General features: G+C 68.4%; 21 protein-coding genes and 1 tRNA gene. 14 read left to right on the top strand and 8 right to left on the bottom strand.

Annotated elements, in window-relative coordinates:
- Positions 1 to 8: 8 nt before the first annotated feature.
- The 6 genes from AAG092_RS17255 to AAG092_RS17230 all read left to right on the top strand — a co-directional run bounded on the left by AAG092_RS17255 (position 9) and on the right by AAG092_RS17230 (position 5,897).
- Positions 9 to 82, top strand: a tRNA-Gly gene (locus AAG092_RS17255).
- Positions 83 to 257: 175 nt separating this feature from the next.
- A complete protein-coding gene (locus AAG092_RS17250) occupies positions 258 to 419 on the top strand; it encodes a hypothetical protein (RefSeq protein ID WP_373387634.1) in 162 nt (53 codons plus the stop codon).
- A 124-nt stretch (positions 420 to 543) separates the two neighbouring features.
- Entirely contained in the window at positions 544 to 2,181 is a 1,638-nt protein-coding gene (locus AAG092_RS17245; RefSeq protein WP_373387633.1) for a VRR-NUC domain-containing protein, read from the top strand.
- Positions 2,178 to 4,463 carry an ATP-dependent DNA helicase gene (locus tag AAG092_RS17240; RefSeq protein ID WP_373387632.1) on the top strand — a complete coding sequence of 762 codons (2,286 nt, stop codon included), beginning with the start codon at positions 2,178 to 2,180 and terminating at the stop codon, positions 4,461 to 4,463. The genes AAG092_RS17245 and AAG092_RS17240 overlap by 4 nt, the downstream gene beginning before the upstream one ends.
- A 118-nt stretch (positions 4,464 to 4,581) precedes the next feature.
- Positions 4,582 to 5,574 (top strand): TerC family protein, encoded by a 993-nt coding sequence (locus AAG092_RS17235; RefSeq protein ID WP_373387631.1) that lies wholly within the window; start codon positions 4,582 to 4,584, stop codon positions 5,572 to 5,574.
- A gap of 17 nt (positions 5,575 to 5,591) precedes the next feature.
- On the top strand, positions 5,592 to 5,897 hold the full coding sequence (locus tag AAG092_RS17230; RefSeq protein WP_110681746.1) for a hypothetical protein: 306 nt from the start codon (positions 5,592 to 5,594) through the stop codon (positions 5,895 to 5,897).
- 52 nt (positions 5,898 to 5,949) lie between these two features.
- Here AAG092_RS17230 and AAG092_RS17225 read toward each other — a convergent pair whose 3' ends face one another.
- A complete protein-coding gene (locus AAG092_RS17225) occupies positions 5,950 to 6,231 on the bottom strand; it encodes a BlaI/MecI/CopY family transcriptional regulator (protein WP_373387630.1) in 282 nt (93 codons plus the stop codon).
- Positions 6,232 to 6,510: 279 nt separating this feature from the next.
- Here AAG092_RS17225 and AAG092_RS17220 point away from each other — a divergent pair, with 279 nt between their 5' ends.
- The 6 genes from AAG092_RS17220 (at position 6,511) to AAG092_RS17195 (ending at position 10,899) form a co-directional block, all read left to right on the top strand.
- Positions 6,511 to 6,801, top strand: coding sequence for a hypothetical protein (locus AAG092_RS17220; RefSeq protein ID WP_110681744.1), 291 nt, complete (start codon positions 6,511 to 6,513; stop codon positions 6,799 to 6,801).
- 65 nt (positions 6,802 to 6,866) lie between these two features.
- Positions 6,867 to 7,034: a periplasmic nitrate reductase, NapE protein gene (napE, locus tag AAG092_RS17215; protein ID WP_373387629.1), complete on the top strand. Its 168-nt coding sequence runs from the start codon at positions 6,867 to 6,869 to the stop codon at positions 7,032 to 7,034.
- Positions 7,035 to 7,045: 11 nt separating this feature from the next.
- Positions 7,046 to 7,306 (top strand): chaperone NapD, encoded by a 261-nt coding sequence (locus AAG092_RS17210; protein ID WP_110681742.1) that lies wholly within the window; start codon positions 7,046 to 7,048, stop codon positions 7,304 to 7,306.
- On the top strand, positions 7,303 to 9,807 hold the full coding sequence (gene napA / locus AAG092_RS17205) for a nitrate reductase catalytic subunit NapA (protein ID WP_373387627.1): 2,505 nt from the start codon (positions 7,303 to 7,305) through the stop codon (positions 9,805 to 9,807). The genes AAG092_RS17210 and napA overlap by 4 nt, the downstream gene beginning before the upstream one ends.
- A gap of 11 nt (positions 9,808 to 9,818) precedes the next feature.
- Positions 9,819 to 10,295, top strand: a complete 477-nt coding sequence (locus AAG092_RS17200; RefSeq protein WP_110681740.1) for a nitrate reductase cytochrome c-type subunit — start codon at positions 9,819 to 9,821, stop codon at positions 10,293 to 10,295.
- Positions 10,296 to 10,302: 7 nt separating this feature from the next.
- A complete protein-coding gene (locus tag AAG092_RS17195) occupies positions 10,303 to 10,899 on the top strand; it encodes a cytochrome c3 family protein (RefSeq protein WP_110681739.1) in 597 nt (198 codons plus the stop codon).
- 18 nt (positions 10,900 to 10,917) lie between these two features.
- On the opposite strand, the gene AAG092_RS17190 is transcribed toward AAG092_RS17195, so the two are convergent.
- The 6 genes from AAG092_RS17190 to AAG092_RS17165 form a co-directional block, all read right to left on the bottom strand.
- Positions 10,918 to 12,075: a phosphatidylserine/phosphatidylglycerophosphate/cardiolipin synthase family protein gene (locus AAG092_RS17190; RefSeq protein WP_373387626.1), complete on the bottom strand. Its 1,158-nt coding sequence runs from the start codon at positions 12,073 to 12,075 to the stop codon at positions 10,918 to 10,920.
- Entirely contained in the window at positions 12,072 to 12,659 is a 588-nt protein-coding gene (locus tag AAG092_RS17185; protein ID WP_373387625.1) for a YceI family protein, read from the bottom strand. The genes AAG092_RS17190 and AAG092_RS17185 overlap by 4 nt, the downstream gene beginning before the upstream one ends.
- Before the next feature lie 102 nt (positions 12,660 to 12,761).
- Positions 12,762 to 13,091: an amidase gene (locus tag AAG092_RS17180; protein WP_373387624.1), complete on the bottom strand. Its 330-nt coding sequence runs from the start codon at positions 13,089 to 13,091 to the stop codon at positions 12,762 to 12,764.
- Positions 13,088 to 14,188, bottom strand: a complete 1,101-nt coding sequence (locus AAG092_RS17175; RefSeq protein WP_373387623.1) for a serine hydrolase domain-containing protein — start codon at positions 14,186 to 14,188, stop codon at positions 13,088 to 13,090. The genes AAG092_RS17180 and AAG092_RS17175 overlap by 4 nt, the downstream gene beginning before the upstream one ends.
- A gap of 90 nt (positions 14,189 to 14,278) precedes the next feature.
- Positions 14,279 to 15,064 (bottom strand): MBL fold metallo-hydrolase, encoded by a 786-nt coding sequence (locus AAG092_RS17170; protein WP_373387622.1) that lies wholly within the window; start codon positions 15,062 to 15,064, stop codon positions 14,279 to 14,281.
- A 138-nt stretch (positions 15,065 to 15,202) separates the two neighbouring features.
- On the bottom strand, positions 15,203 to 16,081 hold the full coding sequence (locus tag AAG092_RS17165) for an acyl-CoA dehydrogenase (protein ID WP_373387621.1): 879 nt from the start codon (positions 16,079 to 16,081) through the stop codon (positions 15,203 to 15,205).
- 136 nt (positions 16,082 to 16,217) lie between these two features.
- Between AAG092_RS17165 and olsB the strand changes: the two genes are divergently transcribed.
- On the top strand, positions 16,218 to 16,967 hold the full coding sequence (gene olsB / locus AAG092_RS17160; protein WP_373387620.1) for an L-ornithine N(alpha)-acyltransferase: 750 nt from the start codon (positions 16,218 to 16,220) through the stop codon (positions 16,965 to 16,967).
- Positions 16,964 to 17,740, top strand: a complete 777-nt coding sequence (locus AAG092_RS17155) for a lysophospholipid acyltransferase family protein (protein WP_373387619.1) — start codon at positions 16,964 to 16,966, stop codon at positions 17,738 to 17,740. The genes olsB and AAG092_RS17155 overlap by 4 nt, the downstream gene beginning before the upstream one ends.
- 3 nt (positions 17,741 to 17,743) lie before the next feature.
- Here AAG092_RS17155 and AAG092_RS17150 read toward each other — a convergent pair whose 3' ends face one another.
- On the bottom strand, positions 17,744 to 18,931 hold the full coding sequence (locus AAG092_RS17150) for a multidrug effflux MFS transporter (RefSeq protein ID WP_373387618.1): 1,188 nt from the start codon (positions 18,929 to 18,931) through the stop codon (positions 17,744 to 17,746).
- Positions 18,932 to 19,055: the final 124 nt, after the last annotated feature.

Genomic DNA, 19,055 nt, shown 5'->3' with positions numbered 1-19,055 from the left:
CCGCCCGAGCGGGCGTCGTATAATGGCATTACCTGAGCTTCCCAAGCTCATGACGAGGGTTCGATTCCCTTCGCCCGCTCCAGACTTCCCCACAAAGGCCCCGCACTCGCGGGGCCTTTGCATTTCGGCCCAGCCTGAATTGGCCAATGGCCACCATCAAAATGTGACGGAAATCACCATTTATCGTCAGAGCATATGTCGAAGGGATCACAAGCCTTGTTAGGCTTGCGTCACAAATCACTCTAGGAGCTTGTCCGATGAAGGAACAACGGAAGTTTCTCGCCTTGCGCGCCTACATCGAAACCCTGCTGCAGAACGGCGCCGAAGTCGTCAGCAGGCATCCTTTCACCCTGCGTATCAACGGCCGCCAGTTCTGGGTCCAGCACGGCATGCTGATCGGTCATTCGGCCGCCGCCTGAACCCCACCGTCGAGGCCCGCCACTGGCGGGCCTCTTTGCTTCTGCAGGCCGTCGCCCCGGACTTGCCCCCGCCTCACGGATGGCGCACTCTTTAACTGTATAAAAAACCAGTTAAAAGCCATCCATGCCCGCTCCACTCGATTCCAGCCTCTACTACCTCGACAACTTCCGCACGCTGCTGGCCTGGATCGAGCAGCGCTACGCCGACCTGCTGGATGCCGAGGAGCGCGCCTTTCTGCAGGGGTTCGCCGCGCTGGCGCAGCCGTCCCAGGCCCTGCTGGTGCGCCTGGTGATGCGCAAGGGGCCGCACTTTCGCGCCGGCAAGCTGAACTACGCGGAAGTCGGCGACATCGCCGCCGCAGCCGAGCCGCTGCTGCAGCTGGGCTGGCTGATCGAGGATGCCGAACTGACCCTGGCCGAGGTCTTCGCCCTGCTGCGCAAGGACGAGCTGCTCGCCAGCTTCGGCGAACTCGCCGGGCGCCGCGGGCTGAAGAAGGACGAGCAGCTGCAGGCCCTGCTGCCGCTCTACCCACAGGCGCAACCCTTCACCCGCTGGTGCCCGCAGCTGGATCGGCTCTACAGCCTGACCATAGGCCCCCTGTGCGACCGCCTGCGCCTGCTGTTCTTCGGCAACCTGGCGCAGGACTGGTCCGAGTTCGTCCTCGCCGAGTTGGGCATCTACCGCTACGAGAGCGTCGCCATAGACGCCGAGGCACGGGGTTTCAGGCAGCGCCGCGATATCGAGCAGTACCTGCACCTGCATAGCTGCCGCGAGCTGTTCGAGGCGGGCCAGCCCATCCCCACAGTGCTCGCCGCGCTCGGCGAGTTCGCCAGCGACAACCCGCACCTGCAGAGGCGCCATGCCCGGCTGCTGTTCCACCTCGGCCAGCAGCTGGAGCGCGACGGCGAGCTGGCACAGGCCGCCACCCTGTACGCCGGCAGCACACACGGCGAGGCCCGCCAGCGTCAGGTCCGCGTGCTGGAGAAACTCGGCCAGTTCCGGCAGGCCCACGACCTGGCCAGTGCGGCCCTGCTGGCCCCGCGCAACGCCGCCGAGGTGCAGGCGCTGGAACGCGCCCTGCCGCGCCTGCAGCGCCAGCTCGGCCTGCCGAAGACTCCCCCCAGGCCGGCGGTCGCCGCCAGCCTGCTCGAACTGGAGCTGCCGCAACCCGATGGGCTGAGCGTGGAATGGGCGGTGCAGCAGCACCTGCATGAGGAGCAGGCGCCGGCCTTCTATGTGGAGAACACCCTGGTCTGCGGCCTGTTCGGCCTGCTGTGCTGGGAGGCGATCTTCGCCCCGCTGCCCGGCGCCTTCTTCCACCCCTTCCAGGCCGGGCCGGCTGACCTGTTCGACGCCGATTTCCGCCAGCGCCGCGCCGCGCTGTTCGAGCGCTGCCTGGCCCGGCTCGACGACGGCAGCCATGCCGCGGCGATCCGCGCCACCTACGCGGCCAAGCAGGGCATCGTCTCGCCCTTCGTGCACTGGGAAGTGCTGACGCCCGCTTTGCTGGACACCGCCCTGCACTGCCTGCCGGCGGACCACCTGCGCGCCTGGTTCGAGCGCCTGCTCGGCGACATCCGCGCCAACCGCGCCGGCATGCCGGACCTGATCCAGTTCTGGCCGGCCGAGCGGCGCTACCGGATGATCGAGGTCAAGGGCCCCGGCGACCGCCTGCAGGACAACCAGAAGCGCTGGCTGGACTTCTGCGCCCGCCACGGCATGCCGGTGGACGTCTGCTACGTGCGCTGGAGCGGCGCATGAGCTACGCCGTCGGCGTGCGCGCGCTGTGCGAGTTCACCGCCAAGGCCGGCGACCTCGACCTGCGCTTCACCCCGGCACCGAGCGCGGCCGAGGGCATGGCCGGCCATGCCACTGTGGTCGGCCGGCGCGGCGCCGGCTATATCGCCGAGCTGGCGCTGGTCGGCGCGTATGCGGGCCTGCTGATCAGCGGCCGCGCCGACGGCTACGACCCGGCACAGAACCTGCTGGAGGAGATCAAGACCCACCGCGGCGACGTGGCGCGCATCCCGGACAACCACCGCGCGCTGCACTGGGCCCAGGCCAAGGTCTATGGCTGGCTGCTGTGCGCCGAGCGCGGGCTGGAGGAGATCGAGCTGGCGCTGGTGTACTTCAACGTCGTGTCGCAGAAGGAAACGGTGCTGCGCGAGCGCTACGCCGCCAGCACACTGCGGGCCTTCTTCGAGGCGCAATGCGCGCGTTTCATCGCCTTCGCCGAACGGGAAAGCGCCCACCGGGTCGCCCGCGACCTGGCTCTGGAGCGCCTGCGCTTCCCCTACCCGAGCTTCCGCCAGGGCCAGCGCCAGCTCGCCGAGGCGGTGTATCGCGCCGCCCGCGACGGCGAGCACCTGCTGGCCCAGGCCACCACCGGCATCGGCAAGACCCTGGCCACCCTGTTCCCGCAGCTCAAGGCCTTCCCGGCGCAGGGCCTGGACCGCCTGTTCTTCCTCACCGCCAAGACCCCGGGCCGGCGCCTGGCGCTGGACGCCCTGGCCCGCCTGCGCGAACAGGAAGACGACATGCCGCTGCGGGTGCTGGAGCTGGTGGCCCGCGACAAGGCCTGCGAACACCCGGACAAGGCCTGCCACGGCGAGTCCTGCCCGCTGGCCAGGGGCTTCTACGACCGCCTGCCGGCCGCCCGCGGCGAAGCCCTGCAGCGCCGCTGGCTGGACCAGCAGGCGGTGCGCGAGATCGCCCTGGCGCACCAGCTCTGCCCCTACTACCTGGCCCAGGAACTGTGCCGCTGGAGCGACGTGGTGGTCGGCGACTACAACTACTACTTCGACATCAGCGCCCTGCTGCACGGGCTGACCGTGCTCAATGGCTGGAAGGTCACCCTGCTGGTGGACGAGGCGCACAACCTGATCGACCGTGCGCGCGGCATGTACAGCGCCGAGCTGGACCAGGCCGAGTTCAACGCCCTGCGCAAGGTCGCCCCGCCCGGGCTCAAGGGCGTGCTGGAGCGGGTCAGCCGGCACTGGAACCAGCTGCAGCGCGACCAGGAAGTCGACTACCAGATCCATCCCAGCCTGCCGGACCTGCTCATCCTCGCCCTGCAGAAGGCGGTCAGCGCCATCACCGACCACCTCACCGACCAGCCCGAGGGCAACCAGGCCGCGCTGCTGCGCTTCTACCTCGACGCCCTGCTGTTCTGCCGTCTGGCCGAGGCCTTCGGTGCTCACTCGCTGTTCGACATCAGCCTGCACCCGGGCCGTGGCCAGCAGCGCCTGTCGACCCTGTGCCTGCGCAACCTGGTGCCGGCGCCCTTCCTCGCCGAGCGCTTCGCCAATGCCCACAGCTGCACCCTGTTCTCCGCCACCCTGAGCCCGGGCCACTACCATGCCGACCTGCTCGGCCTGCCACACGAGGTGCAGTGGCTGGAAGTGCAGTCGCCTTTCCACGCCGAACAGCTGCGGGTCCGCGCCCTGACCGACCTGTCCACCCGCTACCAGCACCGCGAGGCCAGCCTGGCGCCGATCACCCACCTGATGGCGCGACAGTTCCGCGAACAGCCGGGCAACTACCTGGCCTTCTTCAGCAGCTATGCCTACCTGGAGCAGGCCCTGGAGCACCTGCGCGGGCAATACCCGGACATCCCGCTGTGGGCCCAATCGCGCAGCATGAACGAGGCCGAGCGCCAGGCCTTCCTCGAGCGCTTCGGCGAACATTCCCGGGGCATCGGCTTCGCCGTGCTCGGCGGCGCCTTCGGCGAGGGCATCGACCTGCCTGGCAAGAGGCTGATCGGCGCCTTCATCGCCACCCTCGGCCTGCCGCAGGTCAACCCGGTCAACGAGGAACTCAAGGCGCGTCTGCAGCAGATGTTCGGCAACGGCCACGACTATGCCTACCTGTTCCCCGGCCTGCAGAAGGTGGTGCAGGCCGCCGGGCGGGTGATCCGCACCACGTCGGACCAGGGCGTGGTCTACCTGCTGGATGACCGTTTCAACCGCCGCGAGGTACGCCGGCTGCTGCCCGCCTGGTGGCAGGTCGAGGCCTGCCGCTTAAACACTTTGCAAAAAACCTAGGCTTGAGATGCCGGCCAGTTGCCTTATCCTGCGCAACGTGACGCCGGGCCCCTCTGACGGTTAGCAGCCGCCATGTCGGAGTCATAGTTGGTACAACTACGACTGCAAGGAGGGGCTCATGACCGCCCTAGAAACATTCCTCTTCGCCGAGTTCCTCGGCACCGCCACCTGGCTGTGGCTCTCGTTCCTCGCTGTAGTAATCGCCCTGCTGGCCTTCGACCTGGGGGTTCTGCATCGCGAAGAACGCGAAATCGGCGTCAAGGAAAGCCTGCTGCTTTCCGCCGGCTATATCTCCATGGGCCTGCTGTTCTCCGTCTGGGTGTTCTTCCAGAAAGGCGGCGACGCCAGCATGGATTACCTCACCGGCTTCCTGATCGAGAAATCGTTGTCCATGGACAACGTCTTCGTCATCGCCCTGATCTTCAGCTTCCTGGCCATCCCGCGCCGCTATCAGCACCGCGTGCTGTTCTGGGGCATCCTCGGCGTGATCGTGCTGCGCGCCATCATGATCGGTCTGGGCGCCGCGCTGATCAGCGAGTTCGACTGGATCCTCTACCTGTTCGGCGCCTTCCTGCTGCTGACCGGGGTGAAGATGCTGTTCTCCAAGGTCGACGACGAGCCGGACCTGTCGAAGAACCGCTTCGTCAACTGGCTGCGCAGCCACCTGCCGGTGACCGACCGCCTGCACGAGCAGCGTTTCTTCGTGCGCCTGCCGGATGCCGGCGGCCAGCTCAAGCTGTGGGTGACGCCGCTGTTCCTGGCGCTGATCCTGATCGAGCTGGCCGACCTGGTGTTCGCCGTGGACAGCGTGCCGGCGATCTTCGCCATCACCCAGGACCCGTTCATCGTCTACACCTCGAACATCTTCGCCATCCTCGGCCTGCGCGCCCTGTACTTCGCCCTGGCCGCGATGATCCACCGCTTCGCCTACCTGAAGTACGCCCTGGCCCTGGTGCTGGTATTCATCGGCGGCAAGATCTTCCTGCACGACATCGTCGGCAAGATTCCGGCCGAGATATCGCTGAGCGTGACCGTGGGCCTGCTGGCCGGTGGCGTACTGCTGTCGCTGTGGAAGACCCGCAACCAGCCCGCCCACAAGCTCGAATCCTGATTGCAGAGGAGACCATCATGACCATCGTCAAACCCCTGCTGCTCGGCCTGGGCCTGTTCGCCCTGGCCGGCTGCGACAGCGCCGAACAGGCCGCCGAGAACCTGGCCAAGAAGGTCGAGGAAGCGGCCGTGGAACAGGCTCGCGAGAGCCTGGGCGAGACCATCAAGGAACTCGACAAGCAGGTCGACCAGCTCAACGAGAAGGTCGACCAGGCCCAGGAGAGCACCCGCCAGTGGCTGGACCAGGCGCAACCGAAGCCTGAGCAGGAGCAACCGCAACAGGATGCCGAGCAGCAGCCGGAGCAGGCACTGATCGAAAGCTGAGGAACGACGCCACGAGACCGGCCCTGCACATGCTCGCCAGGGCCGCTTCTGTTCAAATCGCTCTTCGCTCCGGCGACACGCTTGTCCGCAGCCAATAGCCTCCCTGCTCATCGCGCTGCACCAGGCCGCAACTGCACAGCCGACCGAGTACCTGGCGCACGGTGAGGATGGAAATCTGCTCCTCGGCCAGGCGGAGGCGCTCATGCAGCTCCCGCGAGCGCAGGCTGCTCCCACTGTCGTGCAGCACTTCCATTATTTTCAGGCGCACCAGGCTGCCCTTGAGCCCGGCGTCCTGCAGCATGACCTTCAACGCCTGGCGCTGAACGCGCTTCATCTCACCACTCCCTGAGCCCTGCAACACGCGTTTCCATCCCTTGCAACCACGTCATCTAGTAAGACGAACGAGCGGCCCAAAGCTGTAGGAAAACTGCAATCTTTTTGTCTCGCGCCAAGTGCATGCTTTGTGCTATTTCTCGATTCATCCGGCTGCACTGCCCGTGCAGGGTGCAAGCAGCGACTCCACATCAAGAGCTGCGTCACCGCCGGAGCCATTGCTACAAGGGGTTGGCGATCACTGGATCGTCGCAAACAGACAAGCCCGCTGGGGATAGATATGAACAGGCTTGTGCTGCTGACTGTTGTGCTGGCGCTCTGCGCCGGCTGTTCCGCAACTGCCAAGACTTACGAAAAGAAGGGCCGCAAGGGCCTCAACATCAACTGCTCGGGGCTGACGTCCAGCTGGGAACAGTGCGAGAAGAAGGCCACCCTCGCCTGTGGCGCCAAGGGCTACAAGGTGCTGGCCAAGGCCGGCAGCGACAGCGGCGAGGACGACCCCGCCGACTTCCTCTTCGGCCTCAACCCGGCCGGCTTCTCCAGTCGCAGCATGGTGGTGCTGTGCCGCTGAGGCGTTTTGCCCATACGAAAATCAGGGTCTAAGCTGCTGGCATCCGCTCCATGGAGATGTGCGGCATGCCCAGCCCTTCCACCACCCCGGCGTCCAAGGCCAAGGAAACCCGGCTGTTCCTGTTCCTGGTGGTCTGCCTGTTCCCTCTCCTCTCGGTCGCCATAGTCGGCGGCTACGGCTTCCTCATCTGGATCCTGCAGATCTTCACCGGCCCGCCGGGACCGCCCAGTTGAGGGCGCGGATCATGGATGACGCCCTGCATATCGCCAGCCTGCTGGTGCACGCGCGCCCCGAGTTGCTCACCGCGGTAAAGGCCAACCTGCGCTTGTTGCCCGGCCTGGAACTGCACCAGGAAAGCCCCCAGGGCAAGCTGGTGGTGGTGCTCGAGGCCGAGCACGAACAGCAGATTCTCCAGCGCCTGGAACAGATCGGCGGCCTGCCAGGCGTGCTCAACGCCGCGCTGGTCTACCACGAACTCCTCAGCCCGGAAGGAGACTGCCCATGACCCTCACCCGTCGCGAGTTCGCCAAGGCCCAGGCCGCGGCCATCGCCGCCCTGGCCGGGGGGCTGCCGCTCGCCAGCAGTGCCAGCAACCTGATCACTAATGCGGACCTCACCGCGCTGGACTGGAACAAGGCGCCCTGCCGCTTCTGCGGCACCGGCTGCAGCGTCATGGTGGCGACCAAGAACGGTCGCGTGGTGGCCACCCACGGCGACATCAAGGCCGAGGTCAACCGCGGCCTGAACTGTGTCAAGGGCTACTTCCTGTCGAAGATCATGTACGGCGTCGACCGCCTGACCCAGCCGCTGCTGCGCATGCGCAACGGCCAGTACGACAAGCAGGGCGAGTTCCAGCCGGTGAGCTGGGAGCAGGCCTTCGAGATCATGGCGCTGAAGGTCAAGGAGGCGCTACGCGCCAACGGCCCCGAGGCGGTCGGCATGTTCGGCTCCGGGCAGTGGACCGTGTGGGAGGGCTATGCGGCGAACAAGCTGATGAAGGCCGGCCTGCGCTCCAACAACATCGACCCCAACGCCCGCCACTGCATGGCCTCGGCGGTGATGGGCTTCATGCGCACCTTCGGCATGGACGAGCCGATGGGCTGCTACGACGACATCGAGGCGACCGACACCTTCGTGCTCTGGGGCTCGAACATGGCCGAGATGCACCCGATCCTGTGGAGCCGGGTCACCGACCGCCGCCTCAGCCAGCCGCACGTCAAGGTGGCGGTGCTGTCCACCTTCGAGCACCGCAGCTTCGACCTGGCCGACATCCCGCTGGTGTTCAAGCCGCAGACCGACCTGATCATCCTCAACTACATCGCCAACCACATCATCCAGAGCGGTGCGGTGAACAAGGACTTCGTCGCCCGGCACACGCGCTTCGCCAAGGGCACCGACGACATCGGCTACGGCCTGCGCCCCACCGACCCGCTGGAGCAGAAGGCGAAGAACGCCGCCAGTGCCAACACCTGGACGGACATTTCCTTCGAGCAGTTCGCCGCCTTCGTCAAACCCTACAGCCTGGAGCGCGCCGCCGCGGAATCCGGGGTACCGGCCGAACGCCTCAAGGCCCTGGCCGAGCTGTACGCCGACCCCAAGCGCAAGGTCATGTCGTTCTGGACCATGGGTTTCAACCAGCACACCCGCGGCGTGTGGGCCAACAACCTGATCTACAACATCCACCTGCTCACCGGGAAGATCAGCGAGCCGGGCAACAGCCCCTTCTCGCTCACCGGCCAGCCCTCGGCCTGCGGCACCGCGCGCGAGGTGGGTACCTTCTCCCACCGCCTGCCGGCGGACCTGCTGGTGGCCAACCCCAAGCACCGCGCCACCGCCGAGAAGATCTGGCAGCTGCCCGCCGGCACCATCCAGGAGAAGCCCGGCTTCCACGCCGTGGAGCAGAGCCGCAAGCTCAAGGACGGCGTGCTGCGCTTCTACTGGACCCAGGCCAGCAACAACATGCAGGCCGGGCCCAACATCATGCAGGAGGTACTGCCGGGCTGGCGCAACCCGGAATGCTTCGTGGTGGTGTCCGACGTCTATCCCACCGTCTCGGCCCAGGCCGCCGACCTGATCCTGCCCAGCGCCATGTGGGTGGAGAAGGAAGGTGCCTACGGCAATGCCGAACGCCGCACCCAGTTCTGGCACCAGCTGGTCCAGGCGCCGGGCGAGGCCAGATCCGACCTCTGGCAGCTGGTGGAGTTTTCCAAGCGCTTCAGCACCGACGAGGTGTGGCCGGCCGAGCTGCTGGCCAAGGCCCCGCAGTACAAGGGCAAGACCCTGTACCAGGTGCTGTTCGCCAACGGCCAGGTCGACCGCTTCCCCGCCAGCGAGCTGGCCGCCGGCTATGCCAACGACGAAGCCAAGGCCTTCGGCTTCTACCTGCAGAAGGGCCTGTTCGAGGAATACGCCCAGTTCGGCCGCGGCCACGGCCACGACCTCGCGCCCTTCGACACCTACCATGCCGAGCGCGGCCTGCGCTGGCCGGTGGTCGACGGCCAGGAGACCCGCTGGCGCTATCGCGAAGGCCTCGATCCCTACGTCGAGAAAGGCAGCGGCGTGCAGTTCTACGGCCACCCGGACAACAAGGCGATCATCTTCGCCCTACCCTACGAACCACCGGCCGAGGCGCCGGACAAGGACTTCCCGTTCTGGCTCAGCACCGGCCGGGTCCTCGAACACTGGCACACCGGCAGCATGACCCAGCGCGTCGACGAGCTGTACCGCGCGGTGCCCGACGCCCTGGTGTACATGCACCCGGACGACGCCCGCGACCTCAAGGCGCGGCGCGGCAGCGAGGTCAAGGTGATCAGCCGGCGCGGCGAGATGCGTGCGCGCATCGAGACCCGCGGGCGCAACAAGCCGCCACGCGGCCTGGTGTTCGTGCCCTTCTTCGACGCCAACAAGCTGATCAACAAGGTCACCCTGGACGCCACCGACCCGATCTCCAAGCAGACCGACTACAAGAAGTGCGCGGTGCGCATCGAACTGGTCAGCCTGGCCTGAGGAGCCCGATCATGAGAAGCCTGCCCCTGTTGCTGGTGTTCCTGGCGAGCCTCGCCCAGGCCGCCGACTACCCGCTGGATGCCCCCGCCCCGGACGGCCGCCGCCCCGGCGGCACGATCAGCCAGGAACTGCCCGCGCCGCCCCTGGCCAACGACGAGAACAAGGACCTCAAGCGCGAACGCAACTACCCCGAGCAGCCGCCGACCATTCCCCACGCCATCCGTGGTTACCAGGTGGACGCCAACGGCAACAAGTGCCTGACCTGCCACAGCCGGGCGGGCAGCGCGAGGACCCAGGCGCCGATGATCAGCATCACCCACTACATGGATCGCGATGGCCAGGCCCTGGCCGCAGTGGCACCACGGCGCTACTTCTGCGTGCAGTGCCATGTGCCGCAGAAGGAGGTGCAACCGTTGGTGAAGAACGGTTTCCGCACCATCGACCAGGTGCTGCAGGAAGAAGTGCAGCAGGCCGGCCAACAGCCCTGAGGTGCCCATGAAAGCCATGCTCGCCCTGCTCCGCGACTACTGGGGCATCCTGCGCCGGCCCAGCGTGCACTACAGCCTGGGCTTCCTCACCCTCGGCGGCTTCATCGCCGGCATCGTCTTCTGGGGCGGCTTCAACACCGCCCTGGAGGCGACCAACACCGAACAGTTCTGCATCTCCTGCCACGAGATGGAAAGCAACGTCTACGTCGAACTGAAGGACACCATCCACTACAGCAACCGCTCGGGGGTGCGCGCCACCTGCCCGGACTGCCACGTGCCGCACCAGTGGACGGACAAGATCGCGCGCAAGATGCAGGCCTCCAAGGAGGTCTGGGGCAAGATCTTCGGCACCATCAACACCCGCGACAAGTTCCTCGAGAAGCGCCGCGAGCTGGCCGAACACGAGTGGGCCCGGCTCAAGGCCAACGACTCGCTGGAGTGCCGCAACTGCCACGGTTTCGACTTCATGGACTTCACCCGGCAGAGCCCGCGGGCGCGGCAGATGCACTCCACCGCCCTGGGCAGCGGCCAGGCCACCTGCATCGACTGCCACAAGGGCATCGCCCACAAGCTGCCGGACATGAGCGGCGTGCCCGGCTGGTGAGTGCGCCGCCGGGCGCCCTCAGCGCCGGCGGTCGAGCAGGTTGACCACCACCCGGTCCAGCCAGCCCCACAGGCGCTGGCGCAGGCGGCTGAGCAGCGGCCGGCGCCGCCAGTCCTCCAGGGTCACCTCCTGGCTGGCGGCGAAGTCGGCGACGAAGGACTCGGCAACCGCCAGGGTCAGCTGCGCATCCAGCGCCTCCAGGTTGGCATCCAGGTTGAAGCGCAGGTTCCAGTGATCGAAGTTGCACGAGCCGACGCTGACCCAGTCGTCCACCAGCACCATCTTCAGGTGCAGGAAACGCGGCTGGTACTCGAAGATGCGCACCCCGGCGCGCAACAGCCTGGGGTAGTAGCGCTGGCCGGCGTAGCGTACCGGCGGGTGGTCGGTGTTGCGCCCGGTCAGCAGCAGGCGCACCTCGACGCCGCGTGCGGCGGCGCGCATCAGCTGGCGGCGGACCTTGCGGCTGGGCAGGAAATAGGGCGTGGCCAGCCATACCCGGCGCTTGGCCTGGCCCAGGCTGCGCAGCAGCGAGTGGACGATGTCGCGGTGCTGGCGCGAGTCGGCGTAGGCCACCCGGCCCATGCCCTGCCCCAAAGGCGGACAGGGCGGCAGATAGGCCAGGCCGGGCGCATGGCCGGGGGCCCAGGGGCTGCGCCCCTCGCAGGCCAGCCACTGGCCCTCGAACAGCAGCCGCCAGTGCGCCACCAGCGGCCCCTGGATGCGCACCATCACCTCGTGCCAGTCGGCCTCGGGCGCCTGCGGGCGCCAGAACTGGTCGGTGGCGCCGGTGCCGCCGACATAGGCGCTGGCCTCGTCCACCACCAGGATCTTGCGATGGTCGCGGTACAGGTTGCGCACGCCACGGCGCCAGCGCAGCGGGTTGTACAGGCGCAGCTGCACGCCGGCAGCCGCCAGGCGTTCGCGTAGCGCGCGGCCCAGGCCCAGGCAGCCGAAGTCGTCGAACAGGCACAGCACCTGCACGCCACGCCCGGCCGCCGCGCACAGGGCCTGCACCAGGGCCTCGCTGCAGCGCCCGTCCTCGGCCAGGTAGAGCTCCAGCAGCACGCGCTGCCGCGCCGCGGCGATATCCGCGAGCATGGCCGGAAAGAAGGCCGGGCCATCGACCAGCAGCTCGAAGCGATTGCCCGACTTCCAGGGAAAGATGGCGCCGCTCATCGCGAGGTGAAGATCATCACCGCGCCGACCGGTACCGACAGGCTGATGGTGGACAGCCGGGCCACCTTGCGCAGTTCCTCGATGCCCGGCTCCAGGCCGAAGTGCTCGGCATGCAGCACCAGCGGTGCCAGGGTCACCACCTGGAAGCGCCGGTCGTCCAGGCGGGTGGCCAGCAGCTCGGCCATGTAGGCGTGCTTGCGCCCGCGGATTTCCACCTGGATCGGCAGGCTCAGCTCCAGCTGGGCACCGGGCGCGAGGTCGGTGATCGGCGCCAGGTCGAGCTGGGCCATGATGCGCGCGTCGGGGAAATTGGCCACGTCGAACAGCAGGCTGCGCAGGCGTTCGTCGCGCACCGGGATGCCGGTGCTCACCGACTCCAGTTCGACGCGCAGGCGCGCCGCGCCCTTGGCGTCGATCCTGCCGTGCAGGGTGAGGAAGCGGTGCACTTCGGAGAGGTTGCCGGCCTTGGTGGAAATGAACGACAGGCGCGAGGACTCGTTGTCCAGGTACCAGTCGGCCTGCGCCGGCAGGGTCAGGCCGGCGGCGAGCAGGGCGCCGCCGAGGGTGAGCAGGGGTTTGACCATGGGTTCACTTGCGTTGCGGTTTGAGCGCAACGATAGCGGCCCCGGCCGGCCTTGCCAAACGCCGGACGGTTGCAGCTTGTGGCAGGCAACCGTCTGCGGCGCTCACAGCGGATCGGCCTGGCTCTGCAGCTGGCAGCCGTGGCGCTCGCCCAGCCAGGCGGCGGTCTGCCGGCTGCCCAGGCCCTCGGCGGTCACCCGCTTGCGCTCGGCGTCATCGTGCAGGGCGCCGAGCGGCAGGTACTGCTCGACGTAGCCGGCGCAGTACTCGGCCGGATTGCCGCTGACATAGCGGCAGGAACAGTATTCCTTGGCCGAGTAGGCGCCGATGATGCCGGGGAAGGCGGCCAGGTGGACGCGGTTGCTCCAGGCCAGCAGGATCAGGCCGGCAAGCAGCGCCAGGGACACGGACAGCAGCGGACGACGACGGATCATGGCTGTTCTCCATAGGCGGCCAGCACCCGTTTCAGCAGTTCGTTGTGGCGGTAGCTGCCGTCGCGGTCGTCGGCGTAGCGCACCACCACCAGCTTCTGCTCCGGCAGCACGTAGAGGCCCTGGCCCCAGTGGCCGAGGGCGGCGAAGGCGCTGGCCGGCACGTCGGGCCAGGGCCGGCGCGCGTCCGCGACCTGCGCGTTGAGCCACCACTGGCCGCCGGGTACCGCGTCATCGGGCTGCTGCGGGTCGGGCCGGTAGTTGGCGAAGGGGGTGCGGTTGAAGGCCACCCAGCTGGCCGGCAGCAGCTGGCGCGCGCCCCAGCGGCCGTCGCGCTGCATCAGCAGGCCGACGCGGGCCAGGTCGCGGGCGGTGAGGTAGGCATAGGACGAGGCGACGAAGGTGCCGCTGGCGTCGCGTTCCCACACCGCCGAGCCGATGCCCAGCGGCTCGAACAGCGCGGTCCAGGGATAGTGGCTATGGGCCGGCTCGCCGACCATGGCCTTGAGGCTGGCGCCCAGCACGTTGCTGTCGCCGCTGGAATAGGAGAAGCGCGTACCGGGGGCGGCGGCCGCGCCGTGGCTGGCGGTGAAGGCGGCCATGTCGGCGCGCCCGCGGGTGTAGAGCATGGCCACCACCGAGGACTTCAGCGGCGCGTACTCGTAGTCCTCCTGCCAGTCCAGGCCCGAGGCCCAGTTGAGCAGGTGGCCGATCTTCACCTCGGGGTGCGTGGCGAACGGCGGATAGTGCTTGGCCACCGCATCGTCCAGCTTGAAGCGCCCCTCGCCGTAGGCCACGCCGAGCACGCTGGCGAACAGGCTCTTGCTCACCGACCAGGCCAGGTGCGGGGTCTGCGCCGTGGTGGGCGCGGCATAGCGCTCGTGGACGATCACGCCATCCTTGACCACCAGCAGCGCGTCGCTGCGCACGCCGGCGCGACTGATGTCGTCGCGCACGGGAAAGGCATAGTCGTCCAGCGCCTGCACGGCGGGCGTGATAGCCGCCGACTGGCTGCTCCACTCGGGAATGGGCCAGGTCTCGGCGGCCAGGGGAGCGGCGCTCAGCAGCAGGCCGGCGGCCAGGAGGGTTCGACGCGGCATCGGACTCGCTCGCAGTGATGAAGAGGAGCCGACGCTAGCATGCCTGGCGTGACCGGCAATAGCGCTGATCGCGCCGATGTGGCGGAGGTATCAGTCCGGCAGGCGATAGTCCTGCTGGGTCAGCAGGTCGAGGCCGCATTCCAGGTGCTCGATCCAGTCGAGGAAGGCATTGATCATGGCCTCGCCGACGAAGGGCCGGCCGTGCTGCGGCACGATCATCGCCACGTCCATCTCGCGCACCATCTGCGCCCAGAAGCGGCAGGCCTTGTTGCTGGCCATGTAGCGGCGGTGGAAACCGGCCATGTTGGGGATGTGATTGACGAAGTCGATCACCGGGCTGGCGTCATCCACCAGCGAGGCACCCATGTCGCCGGAGAAGAGGATCTTGCTCACCGGGTCATACAGCTGGAAGTTGCCCACCGAGTGCAGGAAGTGCGCCGGCACCGCCTTCAGCTGGCAGTTGCCCAGGGGGATCGACTGGCCGCGATCCGGCAACGCGATGATGCGGTCGTAGGTGCAGATGCCGTGGCTCAGGGCCAGGTAGTTGGCGGTGAGGTGCGGCAGGAAGCGCGCCCACAGCTTGGAGCAGATCACCCGGGCGCGGGTGTGCAGCAGCCACTTGTCCAGCGAGGCGATGATGTCCGGGTCCTGGTGCGAGGCGAAGATGTAGGTCAGCGCCTGCACCGGGATGCGCTTGGACAGCTCCAGCGACAGCGGCGTGTAGGTCAGGTCGCCACCCGGATCGAGCAGCAGGTACTGGTCGCCGTCGACGATGAGGAACTGGTTGGACTGGACACCTTCGCCGCTGACCAGGTCATCGAACATCAGGCATTGGTGGGTGCCGTTATCGAACAGCACTATGGGCTCGCGGCGCATGGCAACCTCGCAGGAAAAACGCGAGGCGAACATAGAGGCAGGCGCCGCAGCGCGTACTGACCTGGATCAAGCGGGTCCCGGGTTGAGAGCGGGAATCCCCGACCACCAGGCATCAGGCTCGCAAAACTGCGGCCCGGCCTACAGCTGCAGGGCCGCCCAGGCCTTCTCCAGACGCTTGGCCCGCGCCGCGCCGGCCACCTCCAGCAGGTTGCGATCGCGCGCCCACAGCGTCGCCCAGGGCTGCGGGCCGGCGCCGATGGCCGCGTCCAGCTCCGCGCGCAGGGCCTGGAACTGGGCGAACAGGCCGGCCAGCAGCAGGTGGGTGGCCGGCTCGCTGGCGCCGTGGCGGGCCACTTCGGCGCAACCGGCCAGCAGGCCGAGCAGGCGCAGGCGCAGCTCCCGCGGCCAGCCGCCGTCCTGGCCGACGCCATACAGCCAGGCGCTCAGCGCGGCCAGCACGTGCAGGTCCTCGAGGCTGCGGAAGGGTTTCACGTAGCTGTCCCAGCCGTCGCCCGGCAGCAGCTCGCACAAGGCATTGTCCAGGTGCAGGCGGGCATGGCCGATGTCCGGCATCAGCGGCAGCGCCGGCAGCGCTTCGATGCGCGCTCCCGGCGCGCCGCTGCGCACCACGCCCAGGGCCAGGCGCGGCGCGCCCTGCTCTTCCACCCGCGCAGCCACCAGCAGCCAGTCGGCGGCCTCGGCGGCGGTGACGAAGTCCTTGCGCCCGGACAGGTGCAGGCCGCTCAGGCGGGTGTGCAGGTCCGCCGGGCGGGTGCTCCTGTTCTCGGTCACGCACAGCGCGCCCAGGCTGCGCGGCGCCGCCGGCCACAGCGCACGCAGGGCGCCCTGGTAGCCGGCCAGGAAGGCCAGGCCGGGCGTGGCGGCCAGGCGCCCGCCGAGCACGGCCAGGGCGAAGGGAGTGGTATCGCCAGCGCGTTCCAGCAGCGCGGCGTACCAGTCGTCCAGGTTCGTCGCCGGCAGGCGGTCTCGGGTTTCCAGCAGGGATTGCCAGGGCATCGCAGAGTCCTCGTCGTCTGTCACGCAAGCATCACCAAAGCTTCATGGAGGTGACACCAGGTGTTCCTAGCCTGAGCTTGCCCAACAACATCGACCGGCCGCAACCCACCGCAGGCTGGCTTATGGAGGCTAATCGATGACCCGCATCGCCCGCGACACCACTGCCGAACGCCGCCTGCAAGCCGAACGCCTGATAGGCCCGGACGCATTGCGCGAGGCCCAGAGCCTGCGCTTCGCCGTGTTCAGCAGCGAATTCGATGCCAAGTTGCAAGGGGCCGAACTGGGCCTGGACATGGATGACTTCGACCCACACTGCCGCCACATCGGCGTACGCGACCTGAGCAGCGGCCGCCTGGTGGCCACCACCCGCCTGCTCGACCACCAGGCCGCCGCCAGCCTGGGGCGCTTCTACAGCGAGGAGGAGTTCAGCCTGCACGGCCTGGCCCACCTCGAGGGGCCGGTGTTGGAGATCGGCCGCACCTGCGTCGATCCGGCCTACCGCAACGGCGGCACCATCGCCGTGCTGTGGAGCGAGCTGGCCGAGGTGCTCAACGAGGGCGGCTACCGCTACCTGATGGGCTGCGCCAGCATCCCCATGCAGGACGGCGGCATCCAGGCCCAGGCCATCATGCAGCGCCTGCGCGAGCGCTACCTGTGCACCGAGCACCTGCGCGCCGAGCCGCGCACGCCACTGCCGGCACTGGAGGTCCCGGGCAACGTGATCGCCGAGATGCCGCCGCTGCTCAAGGCCTACATGCGCCTGGGCGCCAAGGTGTGCGGCGAGCCCTGCTGGGACCCGGACTTCCAGGTGGCGGACGTGTTCATCCTGCTCAAGCGCGACGAGCTGTGCCCGCGCTATGCCCGCCACTTCAAGGCCGCGGTATGAAGCAGCTGCGCCTGTGGTTGCGCCTGGCCCGGCTGACGGCGGTGCTGCTGCTGGGCCTGCTGCTGGCCGGTGGCGTGGCCCTGGCCGAACGCCTGCGTCGCCACGACCTGATGGGCCTGCGCCAGCGCCTGACGCGCTGGTTCCTCGCCCGCCTCGGCGGCGCCCTGCCCTTCACCGTCGAAGTGCACGGCGAGCTGCCCAGCGGCCCGCACCTGTGGGTCGGCAACCATGTGTCGTGGACCGACATCCCGCTGCTCGGCCAGCTGCTGCCGCTGTCCTTCCTGTCCAAGGCCGAGGTGCGCACCTGGCCGCTGGCCGGTTGGCTGGCGCACAAGGCCGGCACCCTGTTCATCCGCCGCGGTTCGGGGGACAGCGCGCTGCTGGCGCGCCAGCTGCATCGCCACCTGCAGGCCGGGCGCCAGCTGCTGATCTTCCCCGAGGGCACCACCACCGACGGCCGCCAGGTGCGCACCTTCCATGGTCGCCTGCTGACCGGGGCGATCGAAGCCGGCGTGCCGCTGCAGCCGGTGGCGATCCGCTACCTGCGCGACGGCGAGCCCGACCCCATCGCCCCCTTCATCGGCGACGACGACCTTCTCTCGCACCTGCTGCGCCTACTGCGCAGCGACAGGGCGCAGGTCGAGATCCACCTGCTGCCCCCCATCGCCAGCACCGGCCAGGAGCGCAACGCCCTGGCCCGCCAGGCACAGCGCGCGGTGCAGCGGGCGCTGGGCGGCGCCGAGGTGGAAGAGCACGAACAGGCCGCGGCCTGAGCCTCAGAACTCCAGCGCCAAGCGGCGCGCATGGCGCGCGGTGAACAGCGCCAGGATCACCGTCAGCAGGCCGCAGACGGCGATGACCAGGGCCATGGGCCGTGCCGTGCCGTCGTGCAGGGTGCCGACCGCGGCCGAGGCCAGCGCCGCCACCACGAACTGCAGCGAACCGATCAGCGCCGAGGCGCTGCCGGCATGGGCGCCCTGCCCGGCCATGGCGCAGGCAGTGGCATTGGGCAGCACGCAGGACAGGCTGGCGGTGGAGATGAACAGCGGAATCAGCAGCGGCCACAGCTGCGCCGGCTGGGCCATGGCCACCGCCAGCAGCGCCAGGGTCGCCACGCAGTAGACCCACACGGTGCGCTTGAGCCAGTGCCCCGGGCCATGGTGGCGCAGCAGCCAGCCATTGAACTGGGCGGTGAGGATGAAGCCGGCGGCGTTGGCGCCGAACAGCCAGCCGTAGTTGTCCGCCGACACCCCGTACAGCTCGATGAAGACGAAGGGCGAGCCGGAGATGTAGGCGAACATGCCGGCCATCGCCACCCCGCCGGTCAGGCCGTGGCCGATCAGCAGGCGGTTACCGAGCAGCGCCAGGTAACGGCGCAGCGCCCCCGACAGCGGCGGACGTGCCACCCCGGCCGGCTGGGTTTCCGGCAGCCACAGCAGCACCGCCAGCAGGCACAGGGCGCTGAACAGCATCAGGCCGTGGAAGATCGATTGCCAGCCGAACAGCTGCAGCAGCACACCGCCGCCCAGCGGCGCGAGGATCGGTGCCACGCCCATCACCAGCATCAGCTTGGAGAACACCTTGGCCGAGGCCAGCGGATCGCACAGGTCGCGCACCACCGCGCGCGAGATGACCATGCCGGAGCAGCCGCCGAGGGCCTGGACGAAACGCGCGACGATCAGCCACTCCAGGCTGCTCGCCAGGGCGCAGGCCAGCGAGGCCAGGGTGAACAGCACCAGCCCGGCCAGCAACGGCTTGCGCCGGCCGTAGCGGTCGGCCAGCGGGCCGTAGACCAGCTGGCCCAGGGCGGTGCCGGCGAAGTAGGCCGCCAGCGACAGCTGCACATGCTCGACATCGGTTGCGAACACCCGCGCCAGGGTCGGGAAGCTGGGCAGGTAGAAGTCGATGGCCATGGGCCCGAAGGCGCTGAGGCTGCCGAGGATCAGCAGGATGCGAAGGTTCATGCGTTATCCACTGCGGGGCGCACCCCGGAAAACCGAGGGCGCCACAAGGGCGCCCGGTGAACGAATCGGTGGCAGCGGCCCTGGCCGCGAGGGAAGCCCAGCGCGGCCAAGCGGATGACCGCCC

It is taken from the genome of Pseudomonas alcaligenes (genome assembly GCF_041729615.1).
Classification (GTDB): Bacteria; Pseudomonadota; Gammaproteobacteria; order Pseudomonadales; family Pseudomonadaceae; genus Aquipseudomonas; species Aquipseudomonas alcaligenes_B.
Note: the sequence above shows the minus strand (reverse complement) of the source record. Positions and strands in the feature narration are given on the sequence as shown.